Source organism: Enterobacter sp. JBIWA005 (assembly GCF_019968805.1).
Classification (GTDB): Bacteria; Pseudomonadota; Gammaproteobacteria; order Enterobacterales; family Enterobacteriaceae; genus Enterobacter; species Enterobacter vonholyi.
The window spans coordinates 1,482,660-1,508,262 of the sequence record NZ_CP074159.1 but is presented as its reverse complement, the minus strand read 5'-3'; the positions used below and the strand labels follow the sequence as shown (position 1 = coordinate 1,508,262).

Annotated in this window: 26 protein-coding genes; 8 read left to right on the top strand and 18 right to left on the bottom strand. The window is 54.4% G+C overall.

Features of this window, described 5'->3' with window-relative positions:
• Positions 1 to 44: 44 nt before the first annotated feature.
• The 15 genes from KGP22_RS07130 to gspC form a co-directional block, all read right to left on the bottom strand.
• The gene (locus KGP22_RS07130; protein ID WP_223581761.1) at positions 45 to 1,865 is read right to left on the bottom strand and encodes a chitinase; all 1,821 of its coding nucleotides are present in this window, start codon (positions 1,863 to 1,865) and stop codon (positions 45 to 47) included.
• Between the two features lie 140 nt (positions 1,866 to 2,005).
• A complete protein-coding gene (iagB, locus tag KGP22_RS07125; RefSeq protein ID WP_111963901.1) occupies positions 2,006 to 2,458 on the bottom strand; it encodes a type III secretion system invasion protein IagB in 453 nt (150 codons plus the stop codon).
• A gap of 132 nt (positions 2,459 to 2,590) precedes the next feature.
• Entirely contained in the window at positions 2,591 to 5,359 is a 2,769-nt protein-coding gene (locus tag KGP22_RS07120) for a glycosyl hydrolase family 18 protein (RefSeq protein WP_223581759.1), read from the bottom strand.
• Between the two features lie 259 nt (positions 5,360 to 5,618).
• Positions 5,619 to 6,416 (bottom strand): A24 family peptidase, encoded by a 798-nt coding sequence (locus KGP22_RS07115; RefSeq protein ID WP_223581757.1) that lies wholly within the window; start codon positions 6,414 to 6,416, stop codon positions 5,619 to 5,621.
• Positions 6,413 to 6,898: a type II secretion system protein M gene (locus KGP22_RS07110; protein ID WP_223581755.1), complete on the bottom strand. Its 486-nt coding sequence runs from the start codon at positions 6,896 to 6,898 to the stop codon at positions 6,413 to 6,415. Before KGP22_RS07110 ends, KGP22_RS07115 begins: the two co-directional genes overlap by 4 nt.
• Positions 6,895 to 8,040 carry a type II secretion system protein GspL gene (gene gspL / locus KGP22_RS07105; RefSeq protein WP_223582411.1) on the bottom strand — a complete coding sequence of 382 codons (1,146 nt, stop codon included), beginning with the start codon at positions 8,038 to 8,040 and terminating at the stop codon, positions 6,895 to 6,897. Before gspL ends, KGP22_RS07110 begins: the two co-directional genes overlap by 4 nt.
• 15 nt (positions 8,041 to 8,055) lie before the next feature.
• Entirely contained in the window at positions 8,056 to 9,075 is a 1,020-nt protein-coding gene (gene gspK / locus KGP22_RS07100; protein WP_223581753.1) for a type II secretion system minor pseudopilin GspK, read from the bottom strand.
• On the bottom strand, positions 9,072 to 9,752 hold the full coding sequence (gspJ, locus tag KGP22_RS07095) for a type II secretion system minor pseudopilin GspJ (protein WP_127730217.1): 681 nt from the start codon (positions 9,750 to 9,752) through the stop codon (positions 9,072 to 9,074). The genes gspK and gspJ overlap by 4 nt, the downstream gene beginning before the upstream one ends.
• The gene (gene gspI / locus KGP22_RS07090) at positions 9,745 to 10,128 is read right to left on the bottom strand and encodes a type II secretion system minor pseudopilin GspI (protein WP_223581751.1); all 384 of its coding nucleotides are present in this window, start codon (positions 10,126 to 10,128) and stop codon (positions 9,745 to 9,747) included. The genes gspJ and gspI overlap by 8 nt, the downstream gene beginning before the upstream one ends.
• Complete coding sequence (gene gspH, locus KGP22_RS07085) at positions 10,121 to 10,606, bottom strand: type II secretion system minor pseudopilin GspH (RefSeq protein ID WP_149366246.1); 486 nt, start codon at positions 10,604 to 10,606, stop codon at positions 10,121 to 10,123. Before gspH ends, gspI begins: the two co-directional genes overlap by 8 nt.
• Positions 10,606 to 11,055: a type II secretion system major pseudopilin GspG gene (gene gspG, locus KGP22_RS07080; protein ID WP_111963893.1), complete on the bottom strand. Its 450-nt coding sequence runs from the start codon at positions 11,053 to 11,055 to the stop codon at positions 10,606 to 10,608. The genes gspH and gspG overlap by 1 nt, the downstream gene beginning before the upstream one ends.
• 2 nt (positions 11,056 to 11,057) lie before the next feature.
• Positions 11,058 to 12,266: a type II secretion system inner membrane protein GspF gene (gspF, locus tag KGP22_RS07075; RefSeq protein ID WP_149366245.1), complete on the bottom strand. Its 1,209-nt coding sequence runs from the start codon at positions 12,264 to 12,266 to the stop codon at positions 11,058 to 11,060.
• On the bottom strand, positions 12,266 to 13,744 hold the full coding sequence (gene gspE / locus KGP22_RS07070) for a type II secretion system ATPase GspE (RefSeq protein WP_223581750.1): 1,479 nt from the start codon (positions 13,742 to 13,744) through the stop codon (positions 12,266 to 12,268). The genes gspF and gspE overlap by 1 nt, the downstream gene beginning before the upstream one ends.
• A gap of 12 nt (positions 13,745 to 13,756) precedes the next feature.
• Complete coding sequence (gene gspD / locus KGP22_RS07065) at positions 13,757 to 15,682, bottom strand: type II secretion system secretin GspD (protein ID WP_223581749.1); 1,926 nt, start codon at positions 15,680 to 15,682, stop codon at positions 13,757 to 13,759.
• A 13-nt stretch (positions 15,683 to 15,695) separates the two neighbouring features.
• Entirely contained in the window at positions 15,696 to 16,427 is a 732-nt protein-coding gene (gene gspC, locus KGP22_RS07060) for a type II secretion system protein GspC (RefSeq protein ID WP_223582409.1), read from the bottom strand.
• 300 nt (positions 16,428 to 16,727) lie between these two features.
• Between gspC and KGP22_RS07055 the strand changes: the two genes are divergently transcribed.
• Both KGP22_RS07055 and KGP22_RS07050 read left to right on the top strand, forming a co-directional pair.
• Positions 16,728 to 18,302 carry an ExeA family protein gene (locus KGP22_RS07055; protein ID WP_223581748.1) on the top strand — a complete coding sequence of 525 codons (1,575 nt, stop codon included), beginning with the start codon at positions 16,728 to 16,730 and terminating at the stop codon, positions 18,300 to 18,302.
• On the top strand, positions 18,302 to 18,916 hold the full coding sequence (locus KGP22_RS07050; protein ID WP_223581747.1) for a hypothetical protein: 615 nt from the start codon (positions 18,302 to 18,304) through the stop codon (positions 18,914 to 18,916). The genes KGP22_RS07055 and KGP22_RS07050 overlap by 1 nt, the downstream gene beginning before the upstream one ends.
• 19 nt (positions 18,917 to 18,935) lie before the next feature.
• On the opposite strand, the gene KGP22_RS07045 is transcribed toward KGP22_RS07050, so the two are convergent.
• From KGP22_RS07045 to KGP22_RS07035, 3 genes are all read right to left on the bottom strand, one after another.
• Entirely contained in the window at positions 18,936 to 19,559 is a 624-nt protein-coding gene (locus KGP22_RS07045; protein ID WP_111963886.1) for a helix-turn-helix domain-containing protein, read from the bottom strand.
• 258 nt (positions 19,560 to 19,817) lie between these two features.
• Positions 19,818 to 20,648 (bottom strand): N-acetylmuramoyl-L-alanine amidase, encoded by an 831-nt coding sequence (locus KGP22_RS07040; protein WP_149366241.1) that lies wholly within the window; start codon positions 20,646 to 20,648, stop codon positions 19,818 to 19,820.
• Positions 20,645 to 20,968: a heavy metal-binding domain-containing protein gene (locus tag KGP22_RS07035; protein ID WP_008500028.1), complete on the bottom strand. Its 324-nt coding sequence runs from the start codon at positions 20,966 to 20,968 to the stop codon at positions 20,645 to 20,647. The genes KGP22_RS07040 and KGP22_RS07035 overlap by 4 nt, the downstream gene beginning before the upstream one ends.
• Before the next feature lie 97 nt (positions 20,969 to 21,065).
• On the opposite strand from KGP22_RS07035, the gene KGP22_RS07030 reads away from it, so the two are divergent.
• The 6 genes from KGP22_RS07030 (at position 21,066) to artJ (ending at position 25,586) form a co-directional block, all read left to right on the top strand.
• Positions 21,066 to 21,584: a lipoprotein gene (locus tag KGP22_RS07030; protein WP_059445567.1), complete on the top strand. Its 519-nt coding sequence runs from the start codon at positions 21,066 to 21,068 to the stop codon at positions 21,582 to 21,584.
• A 226-nt stretch (positions 21,585 to 21,810) separates the two neighbouring features.
• Positions 21,811 to 22,539 carry an arginine ABC transporter ATP-binding protein ArtP gene (artP, locus tag KGP22_RS07025; protein WP_023310942.1) on the top strand — a complete coding sequence of 243 codons (729 nt, stop codon included), beginning with the start codon at positions 21,811 to 21,813 and terminating at the stop codon, positions 22,537 to 22,539.
• 19 nt (positions 22,540 to 22,558) lie between these two features.
• Positions 22,559 to 23,290, top strand: a complete 732-nt coding sequence (artI, locus tag KGP22_RS07020) for an arginine ABC transporter substrate-binding protein ArtI (RefSeq protein ID WP_223581746.1) — start codon at positions 22,559 to 22,561, stop codon at positions 23,288 to 23,290.
• Positions 23,291 to 23,296: 6 nt separating this feature from the next.
• On the top strand, positions 23,297 to 24,013 hold the full coding sequence (gene artQ / locus KGP22_RS07015; RefSeq protein WP_023310941.1) for an arginine ABC transporter permease ArtQ: 717 nt from the start codon (positions 23,297 to 23,299) through the stop codon (positions 24,011 to 24,013).
• Positions 24,013 to 24,681: an arginine ABC transporter permease ArtM gene (artM, locus tag KGP22_RS07010; protein WP_023310940.1), complete on the top strand. Its 669-nt coding sequence runs from the start codon at positions 24,013 to 24,015 to the stop codon at positions 24,679 to 24,681. The genes artQ and artM overlap by 1 nt, the downstream gene beginning before the upstream one ends.
• 173 nt (positions 24,682 to 24,854) lie before the next feature.
• A complete protein-coding gene (artJ, locus tag KGP22_RS07005; RefSeq protein WP_021240923.1) occupies positions 24,855 to 25,586 on the top strand; it encodes an arginine ABC transporter substrate-binding protein ArtJ in 732 nt (243 codons plus the stop codon).
• Positions 25,587 to 25,603: the final 17 nt, after the last annotated feature.

The following is a 25,603-nucleotide window of genomic DNA, read 5'->3' as shown; positions in this document are numbered from 1 at the left end:
GAAAAAAGCGGCAACCCCAAGGTTGCCGTTTGTCATTTTGCTGATTACAGCGCAGTCCACGCGTCCTGCCATGCAATCCCTTTACCAGGCTCGTAGTAGGATGGCGCGTTATTGCACCAGCCGCTGTATGGGTAAGGTTTGCACTGGAACAGCTGGCCGCGGTTGTTAACGATATCGCCTGCTTTCCATTTGGTTTTGGACGTCCAGGTCGGGTAAGTCCCGGTCTGGCCGCCGCTGGCCTGTTTAGGCTGTACGTTCAGCATATAGCTGGTGGTGCTGCTCAGCTCGCCGTCACTGACGGTCAGGTTGATCTGGTACTGCGTCGCCGCTGCCACTTCTGGTGCATTGAAGGTAATAATGGCTTTATCTTCGCCGCTTACGGTCTGGCCGTTCGGAGCCGTCCAGGTATAAGTCAGGTGGTTACCGTCTTCGTCAGTCGAGCCAGACGCGTTCAGAGAAACTGATTTACCCGCTTCAACCGCTCCCACCGGGCCGGAGATTTTTGCTACTGGCGCATGGTTTACAGGCGCTGGCGTATTATCGTCTGGCACCGGCGTGGTGTTGCCTTCGTCCGTTGGGTCGACAGGGGTCGGGGTAGGTGTTGGCGCCGGGGTTGGCGTGACGTTACCGCCGTCGGAAGTCCCGTCTTCACCCACCACGTTCACATTGAAGTAATGCTTCACGCATTTGGTGTAGTCCCCCTCTTTAAAGGCGCTGAATGGCGTCTGGTAACCCACCAGCTGGCAAGAGTAGGTCTGGCCTGATGGAGTATCCGCACTCCATCCCCAGTCCTGTTCCCAGTAGATCTTCAGCGCGCCGGCACCGCCTTCGTCGAACTGTTTCATGTTGGCGCAGCCCAGCACTTCGTTAGAAGGAACTGGTACTTTCAGGTAGTTGGCGAACTCTTTGTAATATTTGATACGGTTTTGAGACTGGGCGATCTCAGTCGGGCCGCCACACTCCACGCCGCCGTTGATGATCTGCGTGGTCACGCCGAAGCCTGGTACCAGACCATTCGCCTTATCGTGATCGTTCGGCTGCCATGTGCCGTCGATAACCTGCAGCATGCTCGGTTTTGGCGGCTGCGGGTAGGCGAAGAAGAAGATCGCGGAAGCAAGGTTCAGCCAGGTGTCCGCCACCAGCTCAGGTTTGTCCAGCAGTACACGTACGTCGCCGTACATCGCTTCAGAGAACGGGCCGTAGTTGTAGTTATAGGAGAGCTGTTTCGCACCGCGACCAAAGTAGCTAACGAAATCGCCATCTTTGTCTTTACCGCACGGCCAGGTCTGACCCTGCCAGACATCCGGGTTACATTCACCGTTGTAGCCGCCCTTCTGACCTTCGCTCCAGCCCATCTCACGCACGTAGACCAGCGCCTGACGCCACTCGGGTTCCGGACGCCAGGACTCGTGGCCTCCGGTTTCCTGCGCGAAGTGCGCGAACATGGTTGCCAGAGACTTACGGCAGATGGCATCGCTGTTACGACCATCGGTATAGGTCTGGCACAGTGCAGGGAATTTACCGACCGCTTTCAGGAAGTTGCTGTAAGTATATTCCGGCGCACGCAGTGGGAAGAGGTAATCCCAGTCGCTGGCCTTGATAATCCCTTCCACGCGCTTGACGTTTTCCGGGTTTGTCGATTTCCCCGGCTCAATTTGTTCCACCAGGCTGTTGTCCAGCGTGCGGATGGTTGACTTCACTGAAGCCATAAGCGGGAAGTTGGTCAACTCCTGCTCTTTCTTCTGCAGATCGCTGGCCTTAACGGTGTAAGGTTCGCTGCTGGCCTGCAGCAGGGTTGCCTGAGCCATAAACGGTGCAACGCATGCGCCCGCGATAAGAACACTGAGTAATGTCCTTTTGTTCATGTCAATAGTCCTCTTAATTATATTAAGGGTCAATAAAAGTTAATTTTTTCGCGGTTTATTTATTAATCATTTAATAAATAAACCCGGGAGCAGTTTCGTTTTATGAAGAACACCAGTCGGTACTCTTCAAAAAACAAAAATCAATAATAATAACGGTTGCGGGTGCTACGTTTTAACTTCTGATATTTATTCCAGACCTTGCGGGCATAGACCATGCGCTGCGCGAAATTCTCTTTTTTCAGGCCCGCGTTATAGGCGCCGACCGCCTCCCAGTTATAGCCATAAATTTTAATCATTCCGGATAATATCGATGCGCCAACCATAATCGAGGTGCAGGGCTCGGTAATTAACCGGTACTCATTAATGCCTTTTCGCTCCAGATCGGAAAAATGTGAACTGTTAATCTGCATCAGGCCGACATCACGCGTGCCATCGTGATTCAATCCAATCGCATTCGGATTCATTCCCGATTCAACATTAGCAATGGCATATAACAGATAAGGATCCACATGATAATAACTGGCGGCTTTATCCCAGCAGTTGGCAAAGACGCTATGGCTTATTACCAGCAACAATAAAAATAACGTTTTCATTTTCAGTCCGGCTCTTTTTCATTGTCTCCTTACGCGGTTATTACTCTTTTCCTGATTTACGGCCCACGTCCGTCTCGGGACGTGGACCGTAATAGCGGGCAAGTTTCTTACCCGCATCGTGATGGCAGTGACTTACTGGCAGTCAGTCGCCGGGCCTTTTTTCACCCATACATCGCTGCTACCTGGTTTATCACCCTTCGTCCACCATTTGGCGGTGTAGGTGTAACCGTTGTAGGTAGTAGTGTCGCCGCCGTTATAAACCACGTCGGAGCGCCAGTTGAATTTCACCTGACTTACCAGCTCCCATGCATCCACACCGAAGCCCGGCTGGTTGCCCTGAGTCCAGTATTTTGCTTTCCAGACCAGGTTGTCGAAGCTGACGGTATTCCCCGCGTTGTAAACCTTGCTTGCGCTCCAGGCAGCATATTTACTGGCGTTAGCGTCAACAGGCTTATCGCAGCTATTGGTGGCAGAGCCTTCGTCAGACGGCGTGTTGCCTTCATCGGATGGGGTGTTACCTTCGTCAGATGGCGTGTTGCCTTCATCGGAAGGGGTGTTGCCTTCGTCAGACGGCGTGTTGCCTTCATCAGATGGGGTGTTGCCTTCGTCAGACGGCGTTTCCGCCGCTTTAGGCGTTACCGTCACCTGTACGTTAGTCTGTACGCTGGACTTGCCATCGCTTACCAGCACGCTCAGCGTGTAAGTTGATTCCGTGTCCACGTCCGGCGCGGTGATGTTCAGGTTCGCGGTATCTGCGCCTGTCGCCTGCATATTCGCAGGAACGCTCCAGGAGTAGGTCAGCGCGTCGCCATCAGGATCGTTAGCCTGAGCGTGCAGAGAGTAGCTCTGGCCCGCTTCCAGCGTCACGGCTTCCATCTGGTTCACAACCGGCGCCTGGTTTGCTTTCGGCGCTTTGTTCACGACCTGGACGTCAGCAGTGCTGCTCAACCCTTTCGCGTCAGTAACCGTCAGGCGGAACGCCAGAGTCTGATTACTGGTGACAGCAGCAACGTTGAAGGTCGCTTTCGCTTTGGTGCTGTTGGTGATAGTCACCGACGGGCCAGAGATCTGCGTCCACTTGTAGGTGATGGCATCGCCATCCGGATCGGTGGAAGCCGAGCCATCCAGGGTCACCGTCGCCGGACCGGTTACGCTCTGGTCAGCGGCAGTCGCCACAGGCGCATGGTTGGTCACTACCGGATCAACCGGCGCAGCGCCGCCGCCTGTCAGGCTTTCATTCATCGCGTTCAGAATGTCTCCGGTATCGGAGTCGATAGACCAGGCAAACAGACCGCCCAGATTTTTCGCCAGCACATACTGACCTTTCGCCGTTGCGGAACGGGCATCTTCATAGGTGATCAGATCGCCGGTGGTTTTGTTAAACAGATACGGCGCTTCAGCGGTAGTATCATAGTTATATTCCCAGCCCGCTTTGCCTTTGTACTCGTTAACGATCTGACGATAGTCAACCACGCCCGGTTCCCAGGTCCCTTTCACCATGCCCGTTGCCGTGCCGGTGAACGGGTTGTTATTGCTGTAACCGTGAACGCCGGTCCAGCCGCGACCATACATGGCCGTCCCCACGACAATTTTGCCAGGCTGTACACCCTGCGCGAGCAGCGCATTCACGCCGTTTTCGGTGGTGTAATTAGTATCCGGTTTGTTCGCCGGCGCACGCAGTGCCGCCTGGTGACCCAGATCGGTGTTGCTCCAGCCGCCGTAGAAGTCGTAGCTCATCAGGAAGATGTGATCCATGTACTGCTGTGCAGTGGTGTAATCAACGTCTTCAATTTTGTCGCTGCCTGAGCCGATTGCTGAGGTCAGTTCAAAGGTACGGCCGGTTTCGGCTGACAGTTCATTCATCATGGCGCGCAGTTCGCGCATCAGTGCGGTATAAGTCTCTTTATCCTGCTGCGGGTTGCCCAGCGTTTCGTTCTGACCGCCGCCGCCCGGGAATTCCCAGTCGATATCCACACCGTCGAAGAATTTCCAGGTTTTCAGGAAATCTTTAACGGAAGCCACGAAGCGATCGCGGATCGCTTTGTCATGCATTTTGAAGAACGGATCGGAAAGGGTCCAGCCACCGATCGACGGCAGCACTTTCAGGCCAGGGTTGGCTTTCTTCATTGCCATCAACTGGCCGAAGTTACCTTTGTAGGGATCGTCCCAGCCGCTTACGCCAGCCTGAGGCTTCTGCAGTGCGGCCCACGGGTCGTGGATCGCCACCTGGAAGTCCTGACGGCCAGCACAGGCGCGCTTAAGCGCTTCGAAGCTGTTACCGCCTTCGATGGTTTTCAGGCTGTCGTTGATGCCGTCGCCGCCGCAGATTGGAATGAAGCCATAAAGAATGTGGTTAAGGTTAGCCGCCGGGATTTTGTCTACAGGGAAGTTACGGTCGTAAACACCCCACTCAGGGAAATAAGCACCCACTACTTTATCGGTGTGCTTAGAGAGGGTTTTGTTATTTTCCTGCATGGTGGTGTTGAGTGGCAGCAGATGGCTACCGTCGGTATCCGCGACGATAATCAGTTTGCTGGCGCTGGTGCTGCAGCCGCTGGCATTGCAGAGCTCAACCGTTTCCTGATAACGACCACCTTTCTTCACTTTAAACGTAGCCGTGCCGGACATACTGCCTGCGCCGGTCCAGACGGTTTTGCCATCGAGCAGCACTTTCGCTGAAGTCGGCGCAGCGCCGCTCCAGACGTCCCACTGCACTTTAACATCGGCGCCATCATGGACTTTGACCAAGCTATTGTAAGCAGAAGCAGACTGATCAACTTCGACAATGGCAAATTTATCATTACCACTGGCGATAGTTGCTTTACCGGGCACTGCTGCGAACACCGGGCTTGCAGCCGCTGCAACGAAGAGTGCCAGATATTTAGGCTTCAGAAATTTCATTATTTGATCCTGATAATACGATTTGTGAAATTAAATACCCATGCTTTTCCATTAAACATGGACGAACGTTATTTACTGATAAATTAATCGTGAACGCTTCTGGTTCACCAAAGACCTGCTTATTATTACGCCGTACCTTCCTCCATTCATAAAACATTCAACAAATCTTTTATTGTGGAGAAGAGAATACAATGAGGAATTTATTTTCTCCTTTCCTTCCCTCAATGAAAAAACCTCAAAAAAAACTTGACTGCATTATTTAAAAAATGAGATAGGGGATTTGAGAAATAAATACAGCCAGCCCGGAAAACGCAATATATGGGCCAAAGGAAATAAGGTTATTTTTATTCTCAAAGGGTTTTAACAGGCAATGCATAATAATGCCCCCCAGCGCCGCGATCAGCAAAATAGAGGGTAACGCCTGCCATCCGCACCACGCGCCTAGCGCTGCCAGCAGCTTAAAATCACCATAGCCTAACCCTTCCCGACCGGTCAGCAGACGGAATGCCCAGTAAACCAGCCAGAGCGACAGATACCCTGCCACCGCGCCAAAGATAGCATCGGTCAGCGGTAGCGTCCGGAACAGGGCATGGAACATCAGCCCCGTCCACAGCAGCGGCTGGGTCAGGCAGTCCGGCAGCAGCATATGGTGCGCATCGATCACCGACAGCGGCAGCAGAAAACTCCACATCACCCACAGCGCGATTAGCGCCGAAAACGACGGTGCCAGCGCCGCGCTGGCGGCAAAGAAGACGGCGCTACAGACTTCCACCAGCAGCAACCGCAGCGGAATCGCGCTATGGCAGTGACGGCAGCGACCGCGCAGCGCACACCAGCTAATGATGGGAATATTTTCCCACGCGCTCAGGGTATGGTGGCATTCCGGGCAGTGAGAGGCGGGAAACAGCAGATTGCCTGCCCCCTCTTCTTCCATTACCAGCGGCGGAATACGCTCCCCGACTACGCCCAGGAAACTGCCGAGGATTGCCCCCAGCGCTCCGCTCATCACGCACAGTCCCGGCAGATTCGCTTGCTGCAACAGCATTAGCGGGTTCATGCGCTTTTCGCCCAGCTCAGCGTAATGTGCGCTTTCACTTCACTCTGACGATCCACCGGCGTTAACGCGAGTTTTTCCAGATGTATACCGGAAGAGACGTTCATCTCACGCAGCCAGTTTTGCAGGGCAGAAATGTTGACGCGTTCGACAACAAAGGTTAGCGACTGCTCTTCCTGACGCACGTCTGTCAACGCGACGTGCACGACTTTGGCACTTTCTTCCACCACGCTGCGTGGATTCGGGGTATTGACTATTCTGGACTGGAGATGGTTTTTATCAATTTCCTGGCGCATCCAGTTCAGCGTCTGCTTCTGCTTAAATAACACGGCCTCGTTATTTTTGATCAGAGTATCAAGCGGCATCATCGCGCCGTAATAAACCATCGCACAGCAGAGTGCCCCACCGCAGAGTTTAAATAAATTACGCTCGCGTGGACTATAATTTTGCCAGCGGTTTTTTAACTGGGCTATTTGCGTTTTCATTTATAGCTCCCGGTAATAATGGCGGTATAAGGCGCCTCGCCGGAAATCGGCTGCATCGCAAATTCAAAGGTTTCGGCGCTGCGGGCGACAAAATCCTGCAGTGTCTGTTTATCCATGGATTTCACATTCAACGTCAGCTGATTTTGCGTTTCGTCATATTCCACGTTGTTGATCTCCAGAGACGGCAGTGACTGCTTGATTTGATTCAGCGCTTCGAGTTGCAGGAAGATCCCTTTCTTCGCCTTGCTGATATTCTGCCCGATGTAATACTTCATGTTGCTGGTCTGGCGCAGGGTCGGGAAATAGTGCTGCGCTACGGTGGTCATCTCGCGGTGGATCTCGTTTTGCTGGTGAGTGAGCATCAACGCCATACCAACGCGGGGGCCGATCAGCAGGCCGACACAAACCAGCGCCGCCGCAGCGAGGGCCGTTTTCGCGTGGCGAAAACGCGGGCCGCTGGCGCTGCGCCCGGAAAACTCCCCGTGCAGCATGTTGATACGACAGCCCTGCCACTGGGGCTGGATCAACACCAGCGGATGCTGCCACGCCAGCAGTTCATCCACCTGTACCTCCTGCGGCGCATCGCCATAGCAGCACACCTCACCCGTCGGGCATTTACTCAACAGCAGCGGCAGCAGGACCGCATCGGCTTCGCCAGCGCTGCTGGGAGAAAAACGCAGCCAGTAGCTCTCTTCCAGGCTCACCAGCGTAGTACCCCCTTCGCTCACCGGCAGCAGCCAGGCATCCGGCAGCGCCTGGACCACCGTGAGCCCCGCCTGAGCGAACAGCTCAAGCCAGTGGCGCAGACGTTCAGCGTCGATGGCCACGGCATCCACTTCTGGCCCCTTTTTGTTCAGCACCGTCCAGTGCAGCGTCTCCACCTCGCCGAGCAATGTCTCTTCCGCCATCCACGAGAACTGCGCCGTCTGGGCTGAAAGTCCTTTTTTCGGCAGGGTAAAATGACGAAAGATCGTCTCGCTCGCCGGCAGCAAAAGGCACACCTGCTGAGAAAGCGGATGGCAGGAAAGTTCGCTCAGTGCGCTCCAGCCCGTCAGATATTCCACCCGATCGTTACCGGATTCACACCACCAAATTTTGCCGTCCTCACGGGTATCGGGACGAATAAAAAGCACCTTTTTCATCATCTTCTACTTATCTTATTCAACCATTCGGTAGCGGCGTTGCCAGGTAACGACCTTGCCCGCCTCACTGTCAACGTGAAGCTGGCTGACGACGCGCAGCGTTAAATCATCGGTATTGCCGGTGGTATCCACCCGAAAATAGCGACTGTTGACCGCAACCCTGTCCTGAATCTGCGCCAGGATATCTTTGGTCTGCGGATAGTTGCTCTCCAGCACTTTGCTGAATGCCTCCAGCGACTCCCAGCCCTCTTCCGGGCGTGAATCGATCAGGCGGGCAGCATCGTCCGTGTTTAACACGCCGGTAAAAACCGCCGCCAGCAGCGGCGACTGTTCTCGTGTTAAGGTATTCACATTTATGGTGCCATCCGTATCCGGCAAGGCGCACAGCAGTTTGCTGACCTTCGGCCATGCGGCCTGCGGAAAGGCGGGCAGCAGTCTGATTTCATTGATGGTGCGCATCATTTGATTCGCCGGACCACGGGCGGGCGTCACGCTCGCCCAGGCATCGGCCTCCTGGCCCTGTTTCGCCGTCACGTCGTCGGCGTCAAGATAATCCACCAGTTGCTGGTAAATCTCTTCTGCCGCCAGCGTACCGACTCCGCTTTCTGTCAGCAGCTGTTCGACAATCTGCTCTTTGACCGGTTTTTCCGGCAGCGCAGTGGCGTCAGCCGGGGCCGCTGGCGCCTCGTCAACGGCCAGCAGACTATTGACGTTAAAGCAGGTCCGGGCATCCTCCACCTGACTCACCACGGTGTAATTATCCCCGTGGGTTTCCAGGGGCTGGGCCCAGTCACCTCGCAGCGAAAGCCCCGCCCCTTCTGAACTGGCCGCTTTCTGCAATACGTTTTCCAGTACCTTCTGTTGACGGGCAATGGCCCAGCGCAGCGTCTGCTGGCTGACCTGATAATGCGTTTTTTGCAGGTGGCGGCAGAACTGCTGACTGATTTTCGCCGCCAGGGCGGACATCATTACCAGCAGGATCAGCACCACCAGTAGCGCCACGCCACGCTCTTTCCGCGCAGGTTTGCCGCTCATGAACTCACTCCTGGTTGTGCTGCCGTATCGGGCTGCGGGTTGGTTACGGGTTGCGCCGCATTCTCCGCTGCCGGCTGCGCCGGGTCCGCATTCGTCTCTTTTGGCGCGGTCTGGATCTCGGGCATATCGCCGGGAGTGATAAAAACCCAGCGCCAGGTTTCGCCGTTTTCCATAGTCAGATTCAGCTCAACGCCATCAGGCTGATGGGCGATGTCGGTCCATTTCTCCTGCCAGCCTTCGTGCCAGAAACGCCATTTCATCGCTTTCACATCGTTCAGAATCGGTACTTCTTCCGGCTGCGCGCTGGCGGGACCGTCGATAGCAGCCCAGACGTTGCGCCACAGGCGCTTGTCCTTTAACGTCCAGCTCACCCGCTCTAGCTGCACCTGACCGCTGATGCCGTTAAGGGTTGTCATTTCCAGACCATTCTGCTGCTGAACGAACACCTCGCCGCTGTTGCGCGGCGCGCGCGCCTGCTGCTGATAAAAGTCACGCGAGAGCAGATTGTACGTGCGCTGAAGCGCCGTCACTTTTGTCGCCGCCTCGTCGCTGGCCGTCGAGGTGCGCATCGCACCGTCAAGAATTTGCCAGGCGAGAATGCTGATCACCGCGAAGATGGCCAGCGCAATCATAATTTCCAGCAGGGTAAAGCCCTGCTGACGCTGCGCCTTACTCACGATCCACCTCCGGTTCGTCTAGCTGAAGTGCCACCACCGGTTGCGCATCGCTTCCTTCGCTGTAAACCCGTACCTCATCGGCAAAGGTATTTTCGGCGGTTTTTACCCGCTGGATATGCCAGGTCCAGGTTTGTCCGCCCATGGTTTCGGTACCCACCTGCTCGTCATCCGGAAAATCGGTCTGGGCAAGCTGAGCTTGTGCCAGTAGATTTTCCGCCACCCAGCCGGCCAGCAGTGTTTCCGACAGGCTGTGGGTAAAGCGCACGTTCAGGGTGACGGAGTTCATTAGCGCCAGCGCCGCGGTGGAGAAAATCACCAGCGCCACCATCACTTCCAGCAGGGTCATCCCCTGCTCTTTGGTTTTGCGTTTAGTCATCGTTTTCCACCACCACGGGAACAGAGCCCTGTGACGTCACGTGAAAGCGCTGCTTTTTATCGAGGCTTTCGAAGCTGAGCGTGAAGCGGCTCAGCTCGCCGTCCGGCAAAAAAATGATTTGCGGTTCATCGTCCAGCGTGGCCGCCAGCGTTCGCGGCGAGAGGGAGACGTGCATCTCCTCAGGAAACTCGCCGCGGGTCGCGATCCGTCCCGCCTTTAGCGGTGCCCAGTGGCTTTCGCCGTTATTTCCAACCTGTGTCACCAGTTCAAATTCTGACGAGGTCATCACCAGCCCGACAATATTTCCGTCCATTACCGCACGGTCAGAACCATATTCAACGAGGGATTTTAGCTGCTGACCAAATGTATCTGCGCCGCTGCGTGATGGAATGGTGGTGACCACCATCATGGCGCTCAGGGCGAATATCACCAGCGCCACGATAATTTCCAGCAGGGTAAATCCACGTTGCTTATTCATTACTTATCTTTTTTATCAAAAGACCAGTTGCTGATATCGTCGGCAGTATTCGCTTCTCCATCCGGACCGGCTGAGAAAATATCGACAGCGCCATGCTCTCCCGGGCTGACCAGAATATAGTCATTGCCCCATGGATCCTGCGGCAGGCGGCGAATATAGCCGTCGTCACGGTAGCCTTTCGGAATGGGCGCAATTTCAGGTTTGGTCACCAGCGCCTGCAACCCCTGCTCGGTGGTCGGATAGCGATGGTTGTCGAGCTTGTACATATCTAGCGAACCTTCCAGCGCCACAATATCGCTGGTCGCTTTCTGAATATCGGCTTTTTCTTTATTGCCCATTAAATTAGGCACGACCATACTGGCCAGCACACCGAGAATAACGATAACCACCATTAATTCGAGCAGCGTGAATCCCGCCTGACGCTTCAGGCTATTCTTTTTCAAAGACATGATTAACCCACCATATTATTAAGTTGAAGAAGCGGTTGTAATATTGAAAGAACGATAAATAGAACAACGGTCGCCATAGTTACTACCAGTGCCGGCTCAAATACCGACAGCGTTAAAGTAATTCGATGCTGTAATGCAGATTCCTGGTTTTCCGCCGCGCGATCCATCAACGAGCCCAGCTCGCCGCTCTCCTCCCCGGAGGCCACCATGTAAAGCATGGTGGGTGGGAAGATTTTCGCCTGTTCCAGCGCGTTGTAGAGAGATGCCCCCTGGCGCACGGTGTCCGCCGCCTGCTCAAGCACCTGCCGGGCATAAAGGTTTTCAATTCCGTCCATCGCGATATACATCCCTTCCAGCAACGGAACGCTGCTGGCCTGCAAAATACTCAGCGTGCGGATGTAGCGCGCGCTGTTGATGGCGCAGACCAGTTTTTTCAGCGGTGAATTTAGCAACAGCCACCGATGATAAACAAATCGGTTCTTTTCTTTTTTTATCCAAAATTTAAAGCTCGCCGACGCCCCGAACAGGCCGCCGGCGATAACGATGCCCCATGCCTGTAAAAAGTCGCTCACCGCAATCAGCGTGCGGGTGGTCATCGGCAGCTCTTGTTTCATATGGGTGAACTGGTCGATGACCTGCGGCACCACGGCGACCAGCAGAATGGAGATCACCGCGATCGCCACTACCGTCAGGGTGATGGGGTACACCATCGCCTGGGTGAGCTTGCTTTTCATCTTCTGGCGCTGCTCGTTGTATTCGGCGAGCTTTTCCAGCACGCCCCCGAGATGACCGGTCTTTTCACCGGCCATCACCAGGGTGCAATAGAGCTTATCGAAGCTGCGCGGAAACTGGCTGAAGGCGTCGAACAGCGTGTGGCCTTCCACGATCTTGTCGCGGATCTCGGTCACCATCGCCGCCAGGGTTTTATCTTCCGTCTGCTTCGCAATCGCCTTTAGCGCACTCTCCAGCGGCAGCGCGGCATTGACCAGCGTCGCAAGCTGTCGGGTAAACATCGACAGCACCGGAATCGACAGTTTTGCCCCTTTACGGGCGTTTTTCCCCGCCGCCGGATCGCTGGTTGGGGAGATATTCACCGGTATCAGCTTTTGTTCGCGCAGCATCTGGCGCACCTGCTTTGGCCCTTCGGCCTGCAGGTTGCCGCGCTGGGTTTTTCCGGCGGCGTCCGTCGCGGACCACGCATACCAGGCCATTACGCATCCCCTCCGCGCTCGGCGGTGACGCGCATCACCTCTTCCAGCGAGGTCACGCCGGAGATCACCTTCAGCAGACCGTTTTCACGCAGGCTGTAGGCCTCTTTGAAAAGCTGCGTTTCGATGGACATCTCATCTTTATCTTCATGGATCGCACGGCGCATGGCGCTGTCGACCACCAGAAATTCATGGATGCCTGCGCGTCCCTGGTAGCCGCTCTGGCGACACTGTTCGCAGCCCACGGCGCGATAAATCGCTTTGGGCGGCGTTTCCATAAAGGTGAAAAGCGCTTTCTCATTGTCATCCAGCGGACTGGTCGTGCGGCAGTGCGTACACAGCCGACGCACCAGACGCTGGGCAATGACGCCAAGCAGCGACGAACCAATTAAAAATGGCTCCAGCCCCATATCACGCAGACGGGTAATGGCGCCCGCCGCACTGTTGGTGTGCAGGGTAGACATTACCAGGTGACCGGTGAGGGACGCCTGCACCGCGATTTGCGCGGTTTCACCGTCACGAATTTCCCCGATCATTACCACGTCCGGATCCTGGCGCAGAATGGCGCGCAGCCCGCGTGCAAAGGTCATATCCACGCGCGGGTTGACCTGGGTCTGTCCTACACCTTCCAGTTCATACTCGATCGGATCTTCCACGGTCAGAATGTTGCGTTCATGACCGTTAAGCGCCGACAGCAGCGCGTACAAGGTGGTACTTTTCCCCGAACCGGTCGGGCCGGTCACCAGGATGATGCCGTGCGGACGTTCAATCAGTCCCTTTAACTTCACCAGCTCTTCGTCAATCAGACCGAGCTTGTTGATGTCCGGCTTAAGGTTGCTCTTATCCAGCAGACGCATCACCACGCGTTCTCCGTACTGAGACGGAATAGTGGAAACACGCACGTCAATAGCCTTACGACCAATGCGCAGCGAAATACGACCGTCCTGGGGGAGACGTTTTTCGGCGATATCCAGTTTGGACATCACTTTGATACGCGACACCAGCAGCGGCGCGAGCTTGCGCGCCGGCTGCAGCACCGGACGCAGCACGCCGTCAACGCGAAAACGAATGCTCAGGGTGCGCTCGAAGGTCTCGATATGAATATCGGAGGCCCCCTCTTTCACCGCTTCGCCCATAATGGCGTTGATCAGGCGGATCACCGGCGAGTTCTCGTCGTTATCGAGCAGATCTTCGTTGTCAGGGATCTCCTCGGTTAACGCCATCAGGTCAATATCGGCATCCATGTCGTCCACCAGCTGCTGCGAGACGCCGCTGTTCTGCTGCCAGATTTTGGTCAGCAGTTCGTCAAACGCTTCCGCCGTCAAGATCGTCGGGGCATAGGAGCGCCCCAGCACGCGGCGCATCTCCAGCAGGGCATACGCCTGCGCATCCTCGCGGATATAAACCTCATCGTTATAGAACAGGACCCCGTTCTCTTTCGCCCAGGTGCTGGTACAGAGCGCATTACTTATCTCGGTCATGTCGCGTCCGCCTTACTCTTTGAACGGGTTGCGGGACGGCACCGGCGCACTGGCGCTCACCGGCGCGGCGTGGCTCTGGGACGGATAGGCCGGCAGCATCGGGGAATCAGAATTCTCTACAATGCCCAGCTTGTGCTCTTCCATACGCTGCTGCTGACGCGCCTGGATCTGATCGTATTTCTCTTTCGACGCCGCGCTGTAGTTGTCGTCGTCGCGCAGTACGGTGGTGTGGATAAACACCATCAGATTACGTTTGGCGCTGTCCTGCGAGGTATAGCGGAACAACTGCCCCACGACCGGAATATCGCCCAACAACGGTACTTTCGAGACCGACTGTTTAGTGACGTTTTCCATCAAACCTCCCAGTACCACCGTCTGTCCGCTGTGGACCATCACTTCGTTATTGATGGTGCGGGTGTTGAACGTTGGGCCCAGGCTGGCATCGGCCGTCGAGGTGTTATCCACGCTGGAAACTTCCTGCTCAATCTTCAGATGGATCATGTCGCCATCGTTGATCTGCGGTACGATTTTCAGCTTAGTACCGACGGTTTTACGTTCCACCGAGTTAAACACGTTATCGCCGCTGGTGGTCTGCGAACCGGAGAGTACCGGTACATCCTGACCGACGTTGAACGACGCCTCTTTGTTATCCAGCGTCACCACGCTCGGTGTCGACAAAATATCGTTTTTGCCGTTAGTGGACAGCGCCGTCATCAGCGCACCAAAATCGCCGTTAAAGAAACCGGTCGCCAGGCCCGTATAGCTGCCAATGACTTTTGACTTCTTGATCTGGCTGATCGGCAGGCCGGTCGAACCAAACTGAACCCCACCGTGTTTACCGGTCCACTGCACGCCCAGATCCAGGCCGTTACCGTCCTGAACTTCGGCGATGATCGCCTCCACCAGCACCTGTGGACGGCGGATATCCAGCTTGTCGATCACTTTCTCCAGCGAATTCATGACGTTTGGCTGGGCGGTGATCACCAGCGAATTGGTAGACTCGTCGGCAGTAATATTCAGGTCGCCTGCCATCGGCGCGGCTTTGCTCTTACCGCCGCCCGCTTTATCTTTCAATTGCTCTCCGATCCCCGTCAGCACCGGCACCACTTTGCTGGCATTGGCGTATTTCAGGTAGAAGACGCGGGTGTTGCCTTCGTTGTTCTGCTCGCGATCGAGCTGGGAGATCAGCATCCGGGTGCGCTGACGCGCGTCCGGGCTGCCGCTAATCACCAGGCTGTTGGTTTCATCGTCGGCGACCACTTTGGTCGCCAGCTGCGGGGCGTTTTGCCCTTTCTGCTCTTCGTTGTTGAGATTGTTCAACATGTCAGAAAGATCTTTGGCCGAGGCAAAACGCAGTGGCACGATTTCACGGCGCTGGACGCCGCTTTGATCCACTCGCTGCACCAGATCGACCAGGCGGTTTACCACCGAGGCTTTGCCGGTTAACAACAGCACGTTTGACGGTTCAAAATGAACCACGTTGCCGATGCCGGAGGCGTCGTTCAACTGACGCAAAAGGGGGGCCAGCTCACGTACCGGGACGTTCTCCATCCGCACCACGCGGGTGATGATTTCGTCGCCTTTGCCGGGGTTTTTGCTGTCGGCAATCGGTGCGCCCGACATGCGGGCCACCGAAGAGCGCACGACTTTCACCATCCCGTTATCCATCGGGATCACCGACAGACCATAGAGATCCAGCACGCTCAGGAAGAACTGATAATATTCCTCTTCCGTCAGCACGTTGTAGGTACGGACCGACACCGTTCCCTGAACGGAAGGATCGACCAGAATGGTTTTATTGAGGTTACGCCCGACGGTATCGATAAATTCGCGGACATCGGTATTTTTAAAACTGGCGCTAAAGTTCGCCGCGAACAGCGAACCGGAATATAATGACAATGCGGTCAGCGCTACGCACGCCCATGGAAATTTCTTCATGTCTGTACACTTATTAATTGTTTAGAACATTGACCCGAATATTTTCAAGGTGAGCGTGACGCCGAATAATGACATCCGCCTCTTTCATTTTTGACCAGCGGGCAACGATCTCTTTTGCCTGCGCCTCTTTAGTCATATCCACATCGTCAACTTTTACCACTACATCACCTTTTTCCAGGCCAGCATGGCTGTAGAAAGGAGACGCATTGCGTGGATTAATGTTGTAGCCTTCCAGCTGGCCTTTCTCGATTAATGGTTTTAACACCAGATAATCATCCAGATGCAGATTATCCAATCCTGCATCTTTCTTCGATTTGGTTACCGGGCTGCTGTCAACGCCGCCTTTAAAATAGTCTGGTTTTTTAAGTGAAATAACCTGCGGTGCGCCTTCATAATTCACCACCACATTATCGGGATGAATTTCGGCAATATAGGCATTGTCAAAACCGGCGAGCATTTCGCCCTCGCGATAGCTCTTTTGTCCGGAGGGGGTTTTTATCACCGCAAAGGACAGCCAGGCTTCGTCGCTGCTGAGAATACCTTCGATTTCCGCACTGAGCGGCTTTTTCAACGCCGCTGGCTGTTTCGCTGGCATCACCGCCGGCGTAAAAAGTACAAACTGAGTTTCATCATGACTTTTTTTTTGCATCTTCTGCTTTGGATCAGACAATCTGTTCGTAACTTTCTTATAATCTTTATAAACCATATACCCTTGCTGGCCGCAGAAAATGAGCAGCACAAACATGACGCAGGGCATAATCAATTGATTAACAAATGACATCCGCATTTTTTAACGAGCCTTTCTGCCAGTCAGTAATTCACAGCACAGGGCTGTATGAGTAAGTGGCGTAAATACTAATGAGTTCCCTATCCCCCGCCCATTTATACTTCCGCCAACAATAATTTAGAAAAAGATTGAACGTTAAATAAACCTATGCTAAAAGCGCAGGCCGAATATTTTTATCCTGCATTCAAATTGCCCCTTCCGCCCGTATCCTTTACTTTTCCGTCTCCTTGTTATGAATGAAAGAGACGGTAATACGCTATGTATATGCGCCATTTTAATTTCACTACCCAGCCTTTCCGGACTATCAGCCGGATGCCAGGTGATTTTTTTGTTCCGTATCATCAGGATGTGTTCGGTTTGCTGAAAGAGAAGTGCCAGACAACAGGCGTTACTGCGCTCTTTAGCGACGACAGCTATCTCACCTCGCAGTTTTGCGATGCGCTTAAAAAGCATGACGGCACGCTGATTGCCATTAACGCCTTCCCGAAACTCAGCGCCAGCGGCCTGCTCTATAAACTCAACACCACCACTAAAGAGAGCAAAACCCGGATCCAGGCTATTGATGCTGTGCTGCGTCAGTTGCAGGACGAGATGTTGTCCCGCAAAACCTCACGTAAAGTGCTGGTCATCTCGCATATTCAGTCGATGAAAGCGAATTGCCATGACGCACTGTCCGTTTTGTTAACCCGCGCGCAGGAGCTGGATGTGCCTCTGTCGGTTGTGCTGATGGGATCGGCCGACCAGGAAGCCGCCCTCCAGCAGTCCGGGTTGCGTGAATCTCTTCATACGCATCACATGCTCCGGCCTCTCACCTGCCGCGAGTCCATGAGCTATGTTCAGGCCCAGTGTGAAGCGCATGGCAGCGACGCGACGCCGTTCACCCGGGCCCGCGTGCGCAAGATGCATGTTCTGACCAAAGGACAGGTAAGTAAACTCAACGAGCTGGCGCACCTTGCGATGCTCGCCGCCTGGACCGAACGTTCAGCGCAGGTATCGCCGCGCCATCTGCGACTCGCCGCAGGAGAAGTTCTGCCGGCAAAACCGAAGGGCAAACGCCTTGCCGTTATGGGCCTTTTTGCCTCTGTACTGTTTGCCGCCTGCGGCTGGACATTGATGCCCGCCATTACCGCCAGACTGCCGGTACAGCTGCCCGTGATGGCAAGCTGGAAACCGCAGACCCCAAAAACCGACGCCCCAGTGGTGCCGGTTATTGAGAATGAAGTGGTGAATAAGCCCGATGCGATGAATCAGCTCTATACCATGTGGGGTTATGACGCCACGATGGAAGAGGCGCTCTGCCAGAACGCCGGGCGGGTCAACCTGATGTGTAAGGAGGGCAGCGCTCCGCTCGAGGAGCTGGCAAAAGAGGGTTACCCGTGGATCGGCGAGATCAGAACAGGCGATCACCTGAACTATGCCGTGGTGGCCAGAGTAGATGATAACTCGCTGGATCTGCTGATGAATAATCGCACCTGGCAGGTGAGCCGCAAATGGTTTAACCAGCATGCAACGGGCAATTACACCCTATTGCACCGCCTTACGCCGCAGGGGAAAGATGCCGTGAGCGCTGAAAGCAGCGCCAAAGATCTGGGCTGGATGGATCAGCAGCTCAGCCTGGCGATGAATCTGCCCGAAACCCACGCAAAAGTGTGGACGGCGGAACTGATGCAACGTACCCGCGAGTTTCAGCAGAAAATGCATCTGCATGTGGACGGGATTGCGGGTGAAGAGACATTGATGCAGTTAATGCGTGAAACCAGGACTACGCCAAGCGTGCTTATTCAGTCCGCAAATATATCTGCGACCCCCACCGCGCAGGAGAAGCATTTATAATGTCGACGATTACTCTGGCTGCCCAGCGCAGCTATACCCTGAACGCACCGGTCTGGTTTTCTTACCGGCGCCCCTCGCTGAAAAAAATGGTCAGTGCCACCCTGATCTGGGTGGTGGGAATAGTGATGACGATCGCTGCGGGACTCTATGCTCATCTTTACTGGGATCTGCGCCATCCGGCACCAGAGCCAATAAAAACGAGCGCCGTTAAGCCAGAAACGAAGCTATCGGACATGCATTATGTCTATGTCAGTAAACCGTTCCCGCAGCCTGAAGCAAAGCAAGAACCGATGACAAAAGAGATGCCGCCGCTGCAGGAGATGCCAATTGATAGCGGCGATACCGACTGGCAGCAGGCGCCAGACGGTGAATTACCGCATGATATATCCCGAGATACATTGCCAGGGACCGAAATGAACGTTTCTGCTACTCCCGAACAGGATAATACCAGTCACACACTTGATGATGGGGCAATCAAGGCATTATTGATGAAGGCGTTAAAAGAGCAGGAAAAAGATTATTCGCAAGGGAAAATACCCACGTCCCCCGTGGAAGAAACCACGGCAGGAACGCAGGCAAATAATTCACTGACACATAGTCCCTCTTCCAGTTAAAAGGGGAGGTAAAAAGCGATTAATATTTCTCTGGCAGTGTCGACAAATACATCAGACGACCTTTATCAACCTGAATATAATTACCTTTTTTCAGGTCAGCGAGGATTTTAATAATGGTGCTGCGGGCAAGGCTGGTATATTCCTGAATATAGTCGTAAATATTAATATCGTGCTGATGGTGCACCATCAGTTCGTTAATTTCCAGCAAGAACTCGCGAACAATCGAGTACGCGCTGCGGGCGACGAGCACTTCGTCACGTTTGCTGAGCATGCAAATATACCAGGAGAGGACTTTGCTCAAGGCTTCCCACAGGTTTTTTTCGCTCATCAGACGGAAAAAATCATCTTTTTTAATAGTGCGCACCACGGTATTGGCACGAACCAGGCCGTACATATGCGCTGAATTGTAATAAATAGAGGAGAGACCGAAAATACATTTATTATGTAAGGTGAATACACACAGTTCATCCGACTTGCGGCGGAATTCAACTTCACCGCTAATGATAAAATGAATATCTTCGTTATTCTCGGTACTGATACGCTGCCATTTGCGTAAGGTTCTTTCTTCAAAACCTTCAGTTGCCGCGATAATGGCGTCAAGTTCTTCTTGTGGACGGCTATTTTTACTGTAGATACTTAACATAGTTATACCCATTAATATTAAATTGAAAAAGGTGAACGTGTGCAATCACAGCGCATAAATGCGTAGTCCATTTAATAAATGTAAATAAAGCTAAGACGTCAGCACATCAGTATTTCTGATTTCGCGTGCTGATATATTGTCAAACACGTTAGCGAGTAATTTCGACTGAGGAAACTATAAACATTTACTCCGCGAATGTGATTAGAAAATTAGTCCAAAAGGAGACCGTATAGAAGTGGAGTCGGGTAACCCGAAGGATTAACCCTGCCCGTAGCGCTCTAACAGCGCCTCCGCGATAGCCAGCGTTTCGCGATCGGCCACGCCGTCCCAGCGCGCCGGGCGAAAATGCATCTGAAACGCGACGATCACGCGCTTCTGCTGTGCGTTCGTCATCTTATCGGTCACCTCATAGCCGTAGCGCGCCAGCAGATCGAGCAGCACCTTCGGCTCCACAAGCTCATCTCGCGGCTTGCCGTTCAGGTAAAACGCCACCCGCGCCGGGTCGGGCCATGCGCCAATCCCCTGCAGCGCCAGCTGACGCCAGGGGAACAGCGGGCCGGGATCGTCTTTGCGCTGCGGGGCGATATCAGAATGGGCCACCACATTTTCAGGTTTGATGTTGTAGCGGGTGATAATGTCTTTGGCGAGCGGCACCAGCGCCGCAATCTGCGCTGGCTCAAAAGGGGTAAAGCGCTTAACGCCCGACGTTTTTTGCCAGCCACGGTTCTCCAGCTCAATGCCGACAGACGTATCATTGATGCGGTTGGTGCCGCGCCAGAAGCTGATGCCCGCATGCCAGGCTAGTTCGCTCTCGGGTACCAGCTGCCAGATGCGCGGCTTACCGTCCGGTGCGGGAGGCCTGGCAGGGATCAAATAGTGAGAGCTGACGTTTTTATCCGTCAGCGTGGCCAGCGAGCTGTCAAAATCATCCGCGGTGTAGTGGATCACCAGCACCTTGATGCGCGGATAAGCCGCCTGAGCCTGATGACGCGTATCCAGCTCGTAGGCGCCTTTGTCGATAACCCCTTTTTCCGTGGCGCATCCTGCCAGCAGCAGCGCCAGCAGCAGCGCGGCAAACGAACGCCTCATCTCAGGGTTTTCACCGCCGTACCGCTTACGCTCACCATCAGCATGCTGCCATCTTTCCCGACCGTTTCGTAATCGATATCAATCCCCACGACCGCATCAGCGCCGAGGGCTTCCGCCTGCTCGCCAAGCTCTTTAAAGGCGATTTCACGCGCTTTACGCAGCTCTTTTTCATATGCGCCCGAGCGGCCGCCAACGATATCGCGGATGCCGGCAAAAAAGTCACGGAAGATATTCGCGCCGAGAATCGCTTCGCCGGTGACCACGCCGCAGTACTCGGTGATAGTCTGCCCTTCCAGGGTTGGCGTTGTTGAAAACTGCATGGTTTCTCTCCTTCTTTAGCGTTCAATGCCTTAGGCACAGCATTATCGGTTCGTTACGCTATGATTGAAAGGATAGTTAATAAATAAGGAAATCAACATGCGCTATTCAGCTTTAACACTTTTAGTGCCCTGCGCGCTGGTGCTCAGCGCCTGTACTACCACGGTCACGCCTGCCTTTAAGGATATCGGTACCCGCAGCGGCCCCTGCATTGAGGGCGGCCCGGACACCGTGGCGCAGCAGTTCTATGATTATCGCATTCAGCACCGCAGCAACGATCTCACCGGCCTGCGCCCGTATCTGAGCGATGGTCTGGCAAAACTGCTTAACGATGCCACCCGCGATCCTCAGCATAACGCCCTACTGAAATCCGATCCGTTCTCCAGCCGCGCCACGCTGCCGGACAGCGCCGAAGTGGCGAGCGCGTCAACCATTCCGAACACGGATGCCCGCAATATTCCGCTGCGCGTGAAGCTGACGCAGGGAACCCAAACCTGGCAGGATGAAGTGCTGATGATCCGTGAAGGACAGTGCTGGGCGGTAGACGACGTGCGCTACGTGGGCGGCAGCGTTCATGCCCCGGCAGGCACGCTGCGCCAGTCGATTGAAAATCGCTAAACCCGCCGATATAACCTGGTAACCCCCGTAAAATGTGCGGCATTTCTTGCGGAATGCCGACATTTATACTCGCCGACCTTGCCGTTCGCTATTTTGTGCTATGTTTAAGAGGAAATACGGGTTATATTTAACTTTTAACGCAGAAATATTGCATAACTATTCTGTCAACGGTACTATCTGCGGCCTCAATTGCTATAGATTGCCTGGATGAGTAAAGACTGCCCCGATGAGTATTAAACTAAACGGCATTAACTGCTTCTACGGCGCACACCAGGCGCTGTTTGACATCACGCTGAACTGCCCGGAAGGCGAAACGCTGGTTTTGCTTGGCCCAAGCGGTGCAGGCAAAAGCTCCCTTCTGCGCGTCCTTAATCTGCTTGAAATGCCCCGTTCAGGTACGCTGGCGATTGCCGGTAACCACTTTGATTTCGCAAAGACGCCGTCTGATAAAGCGATTCGCGAGCTGCGTCAAAACGTCGGCATGGTCTTCCAGCAATACAATCTCTGGCCGCACCTGACCGTGCTGCAGAACCTGATTGAAGCCCCGTGCCGCGTGCTGGGGTTAAGCAAGGATCAGGCGATCGCCCGTGCTGAAAAGCTGCTGGATCGTCTGCGCCTTAAGCCCTACAGCGACCGCTACCCGCTGCACCTGTCCGGCGGTCAGCAGCAGCGTGTGGCCATTGCCCGTGCGCTGATGATGGAGCCCGCGGTACTGCTGTTTGATGAACCGACCGCGGCGCTGGATCCGGAAATCACCGCCCAGATCGTGAGCATCATTCGCGAGCTGGCGGAAACCAACATTACGCAGGTTATCGTCACCCATGAAGTGGAAGTGGCGCGCAAAACCGCCAGCCGTGTGGTCTACATGGAAAACGGGTATATCGTTGAGCAAGGTGATGCGAGCTGCTTCGCTAACCCGCAAACCGATGCCTTCAAAAACTATTTATCTCATTGATTGTGTCAGGGGAAATATAATGAAAAAAGTATTACTTGCCGTGCTGCTTGCTGGCGTTACCCTTTCCGCTACCGCAGCTCAGACCATTCGTTTTGCTACGGAAGCCTCTTACCCTCCGTTTGAGTCCATCGATGCGAACAACAAAATTGTTGGCTTCGACGTGGACCTGGCTAACGCCCTGTGTAAAGAGATCGATGCAACCTGTACCTTCAGCAACCAGGCGTTCGACAGCCTGATCCCAAGCCTGAAGTTCCGCCGTATCGACGCCGTAATGGCCGGTATAGACATCACCCCTGAGCGTGAAAAGCAGGTGCTGTTCACCACCCCTTACTACGACAACTCCGCCCTGTTTATTGGTCAGAAAGGCAAATTCACCTCTGTCGATCAGCTGAAAGGCAAAAAAGTGGGCGTGCAGAACGGTACCACCCACCAGAAATTCATCATGGATAAGCATCCGGAAATCACCACCGTTCCGTATGACAGCTACCAGAACGCCAAGCTGGATCTGCAGAATGGCCGTATCGACGGCGTTTTCGGTGATACCGCGGTAGTGACCGAGTGGCTGAAAGCTAACGACAAGCTGGCGCCAGTGGGCGACAAAGTGACCGATAAGGATTATTTCGGTACCGGTCTGGGGATTGCCGTTCGTCAGGGCAACACTGAGCTACAGCAGAAATTCAACGCTGCGCTGGAAAAAGTGAAGAAAGACGGCACCTACGAAACCATCTACAAAAAATGGTTCCAGAAGTAATTCCTGATGAATGAAATTTTTCCTTTAGCAAGCGCCGCCGGGATGACCGTCGGCCTTGCCGTTTGCGCACTGATTATCGGCCTCGTGCTGGCGATGTTCTTTGCGGTGTGGGAATCCGCGAAATGGTTCCCCGTCGCCTGGACAGGCTCCGCGCTGGTCACCGTGCTGCGTGGGCTACCGGAAATTCTGGTGGTCCTGTTCATCTATTTCGGCTCCTCGCAGCTGCTGCTCACGCTGTCGGACGGCTTCACGATTAATCTCGGCTTTGCGCAGATCCCGGTGCAGATGCAGATCGAAAACTTCGACGTCAGCCCGTTCCTGTGCGGCGTGATTGCCCTCTCCCTGCTCTACTCCGCGTACGCGTCGCAAACCCTGCGCGGTGCGCTGAAAGCCGTGCCGCAGGGTCAATGGGAGTCGGGTCAGGCGTTAGGTCTGTCGAAATCAGCCATCTTCTTCCGTCTGGTGATGCCGCAGATGTGGCGTCATGCCCTGCCGGGTCTCGGCAACCAGTGGCTGGTGCTGCTGAAAGATACCGCGCTGGTGAGCCTGATTAGCGTCAATGATTTAATGCTGCAAACCAAAAGCATCGCCACCCGTACTCAGGAGCCCTTTACCTGGTACATTGTGGCGGCGGCGATCTACCTGGTGATCACGTTGCTCAGTCAGTACATCCTCAAGCGTATTGACCTGCGTGCGACGCGCTTTGAACGGAGACCAGGCTGATGCTTGAATATTTCCCCGAGTTGATGAAAGGGCTGCATACCAGCCTGACGCTGACCGTGGCGTCCATTATCGTGGCGCTGATCCTGGCCCTTATCTTCACCATCATCCTGACGCTGAAAACGCCGGTGCTGGTGTGGATTGTGCGCGGGTACATCACCCTGTTTACCGGTACGCCGCTGCTGGTGCAGATCTTCCTGATTTACTACGGCCCGGGCCAGTTCCCGTCGCTGCAGGAGTATCCGGTTATCTGGCATCTGCTCTCTGAGCCGTGGCTGTGTGCCCTGATTGCCCTTTCGCTGAACAGCGCGGCCTATACCACCCAGCTGTTCTACGGAGCGATCCGCGCCATCCCGGAAGGCCAGTGGCAGTCCTGCGGGGCGCTGGGCATGAGCAAGAAAGACACGCTGGCGATCCTGCTGCCGTACGCCTTTAAGCGCGCCCTCTCCTCCTATTCCAACGAAGTGGTGCTGGTATTCAAGAGTACCTCGCTGGCCTACACCATCACCCTGATGGAAGTGATGGGTCACGGACAGCTGCTGTACGGACGCACCTATGACGTGATGGTGTTCGGCGCGGCGGGCGTGGTCTATCTGGTGGTGAACGGTCTGCTGACGCTGATGATGCGCCTGATCGAGCGTAAAGCGCTGGCGTTTGAGCGCAGAAATTAACCACGAAAATGCATAAAACGGTATTCATGAAGCGGGTAACCTGATGGGTTATCCGCTTTTTTTTGCGATAAAGATAATACTTAATCATTTTTATTGCATATAAATTCATTAACTGGCATTGTACATCCATGCCGCAGACACGGCGCATCAATAAGACAGACGGGAGCATTACAATGAAAAAGTTAGTTCTGGCCGCATTACTCGCCACCTTCGCCGCTGGCGCATCCGCAGCTGATAAAATCAATTTCGGCGTGTCCGCCACCTATCCACCGTTTGAATCGCTGGATGCCAGCAACCAGATCGTCGGTTTCGATATCGATCTGGCGAAAGCGCTGTGCAAACAGATGCAGGCCGACTGCACCTTTACTAACCATGCTTTTGACAGCCTGATCCCGTCGCTGAAGTTCAAAAAATACGACGCGGTGATCTCCGGGATGGACATCACGCCTGAGCGCAGCAAGCAGGTCGCGTTCACCGACCCGTACTACGCCAACTCGGCGGTGGTGATTGCGAAGAAAGGCGCTTATACCTCTTTCGATCAGCTGAAAGGCAAACGCATCGGGATGGAAAACGGCACCACGCATCAGAAATACCTGCAGGACAAACATCCTGAAGTGAAGACCGTGGCCTATGACAGCTACCAGAACGCGATTATCGACCTGAAAAATGGCCGTATCGACGGCGTCTTCGGCGATACCGCCGTGGTGAACGAGTGGCTGAAAACCAATCCGCAGCTGGGCACGGCTACCGAGAAAGTGACCGATCCACAGTACTTCGGCACGGGTCTGGGTATCGCGGTACGTCCGGATAACAAAGCCCTGCTGGAAAAACTGAACGGTGCGCTGAAAGCGATTAAAGCAGACGGTACTTACCAGAAAATTAGCGAGCAGTGGTTCCCGCAGTAAGATTTTTTTGCCGGGTG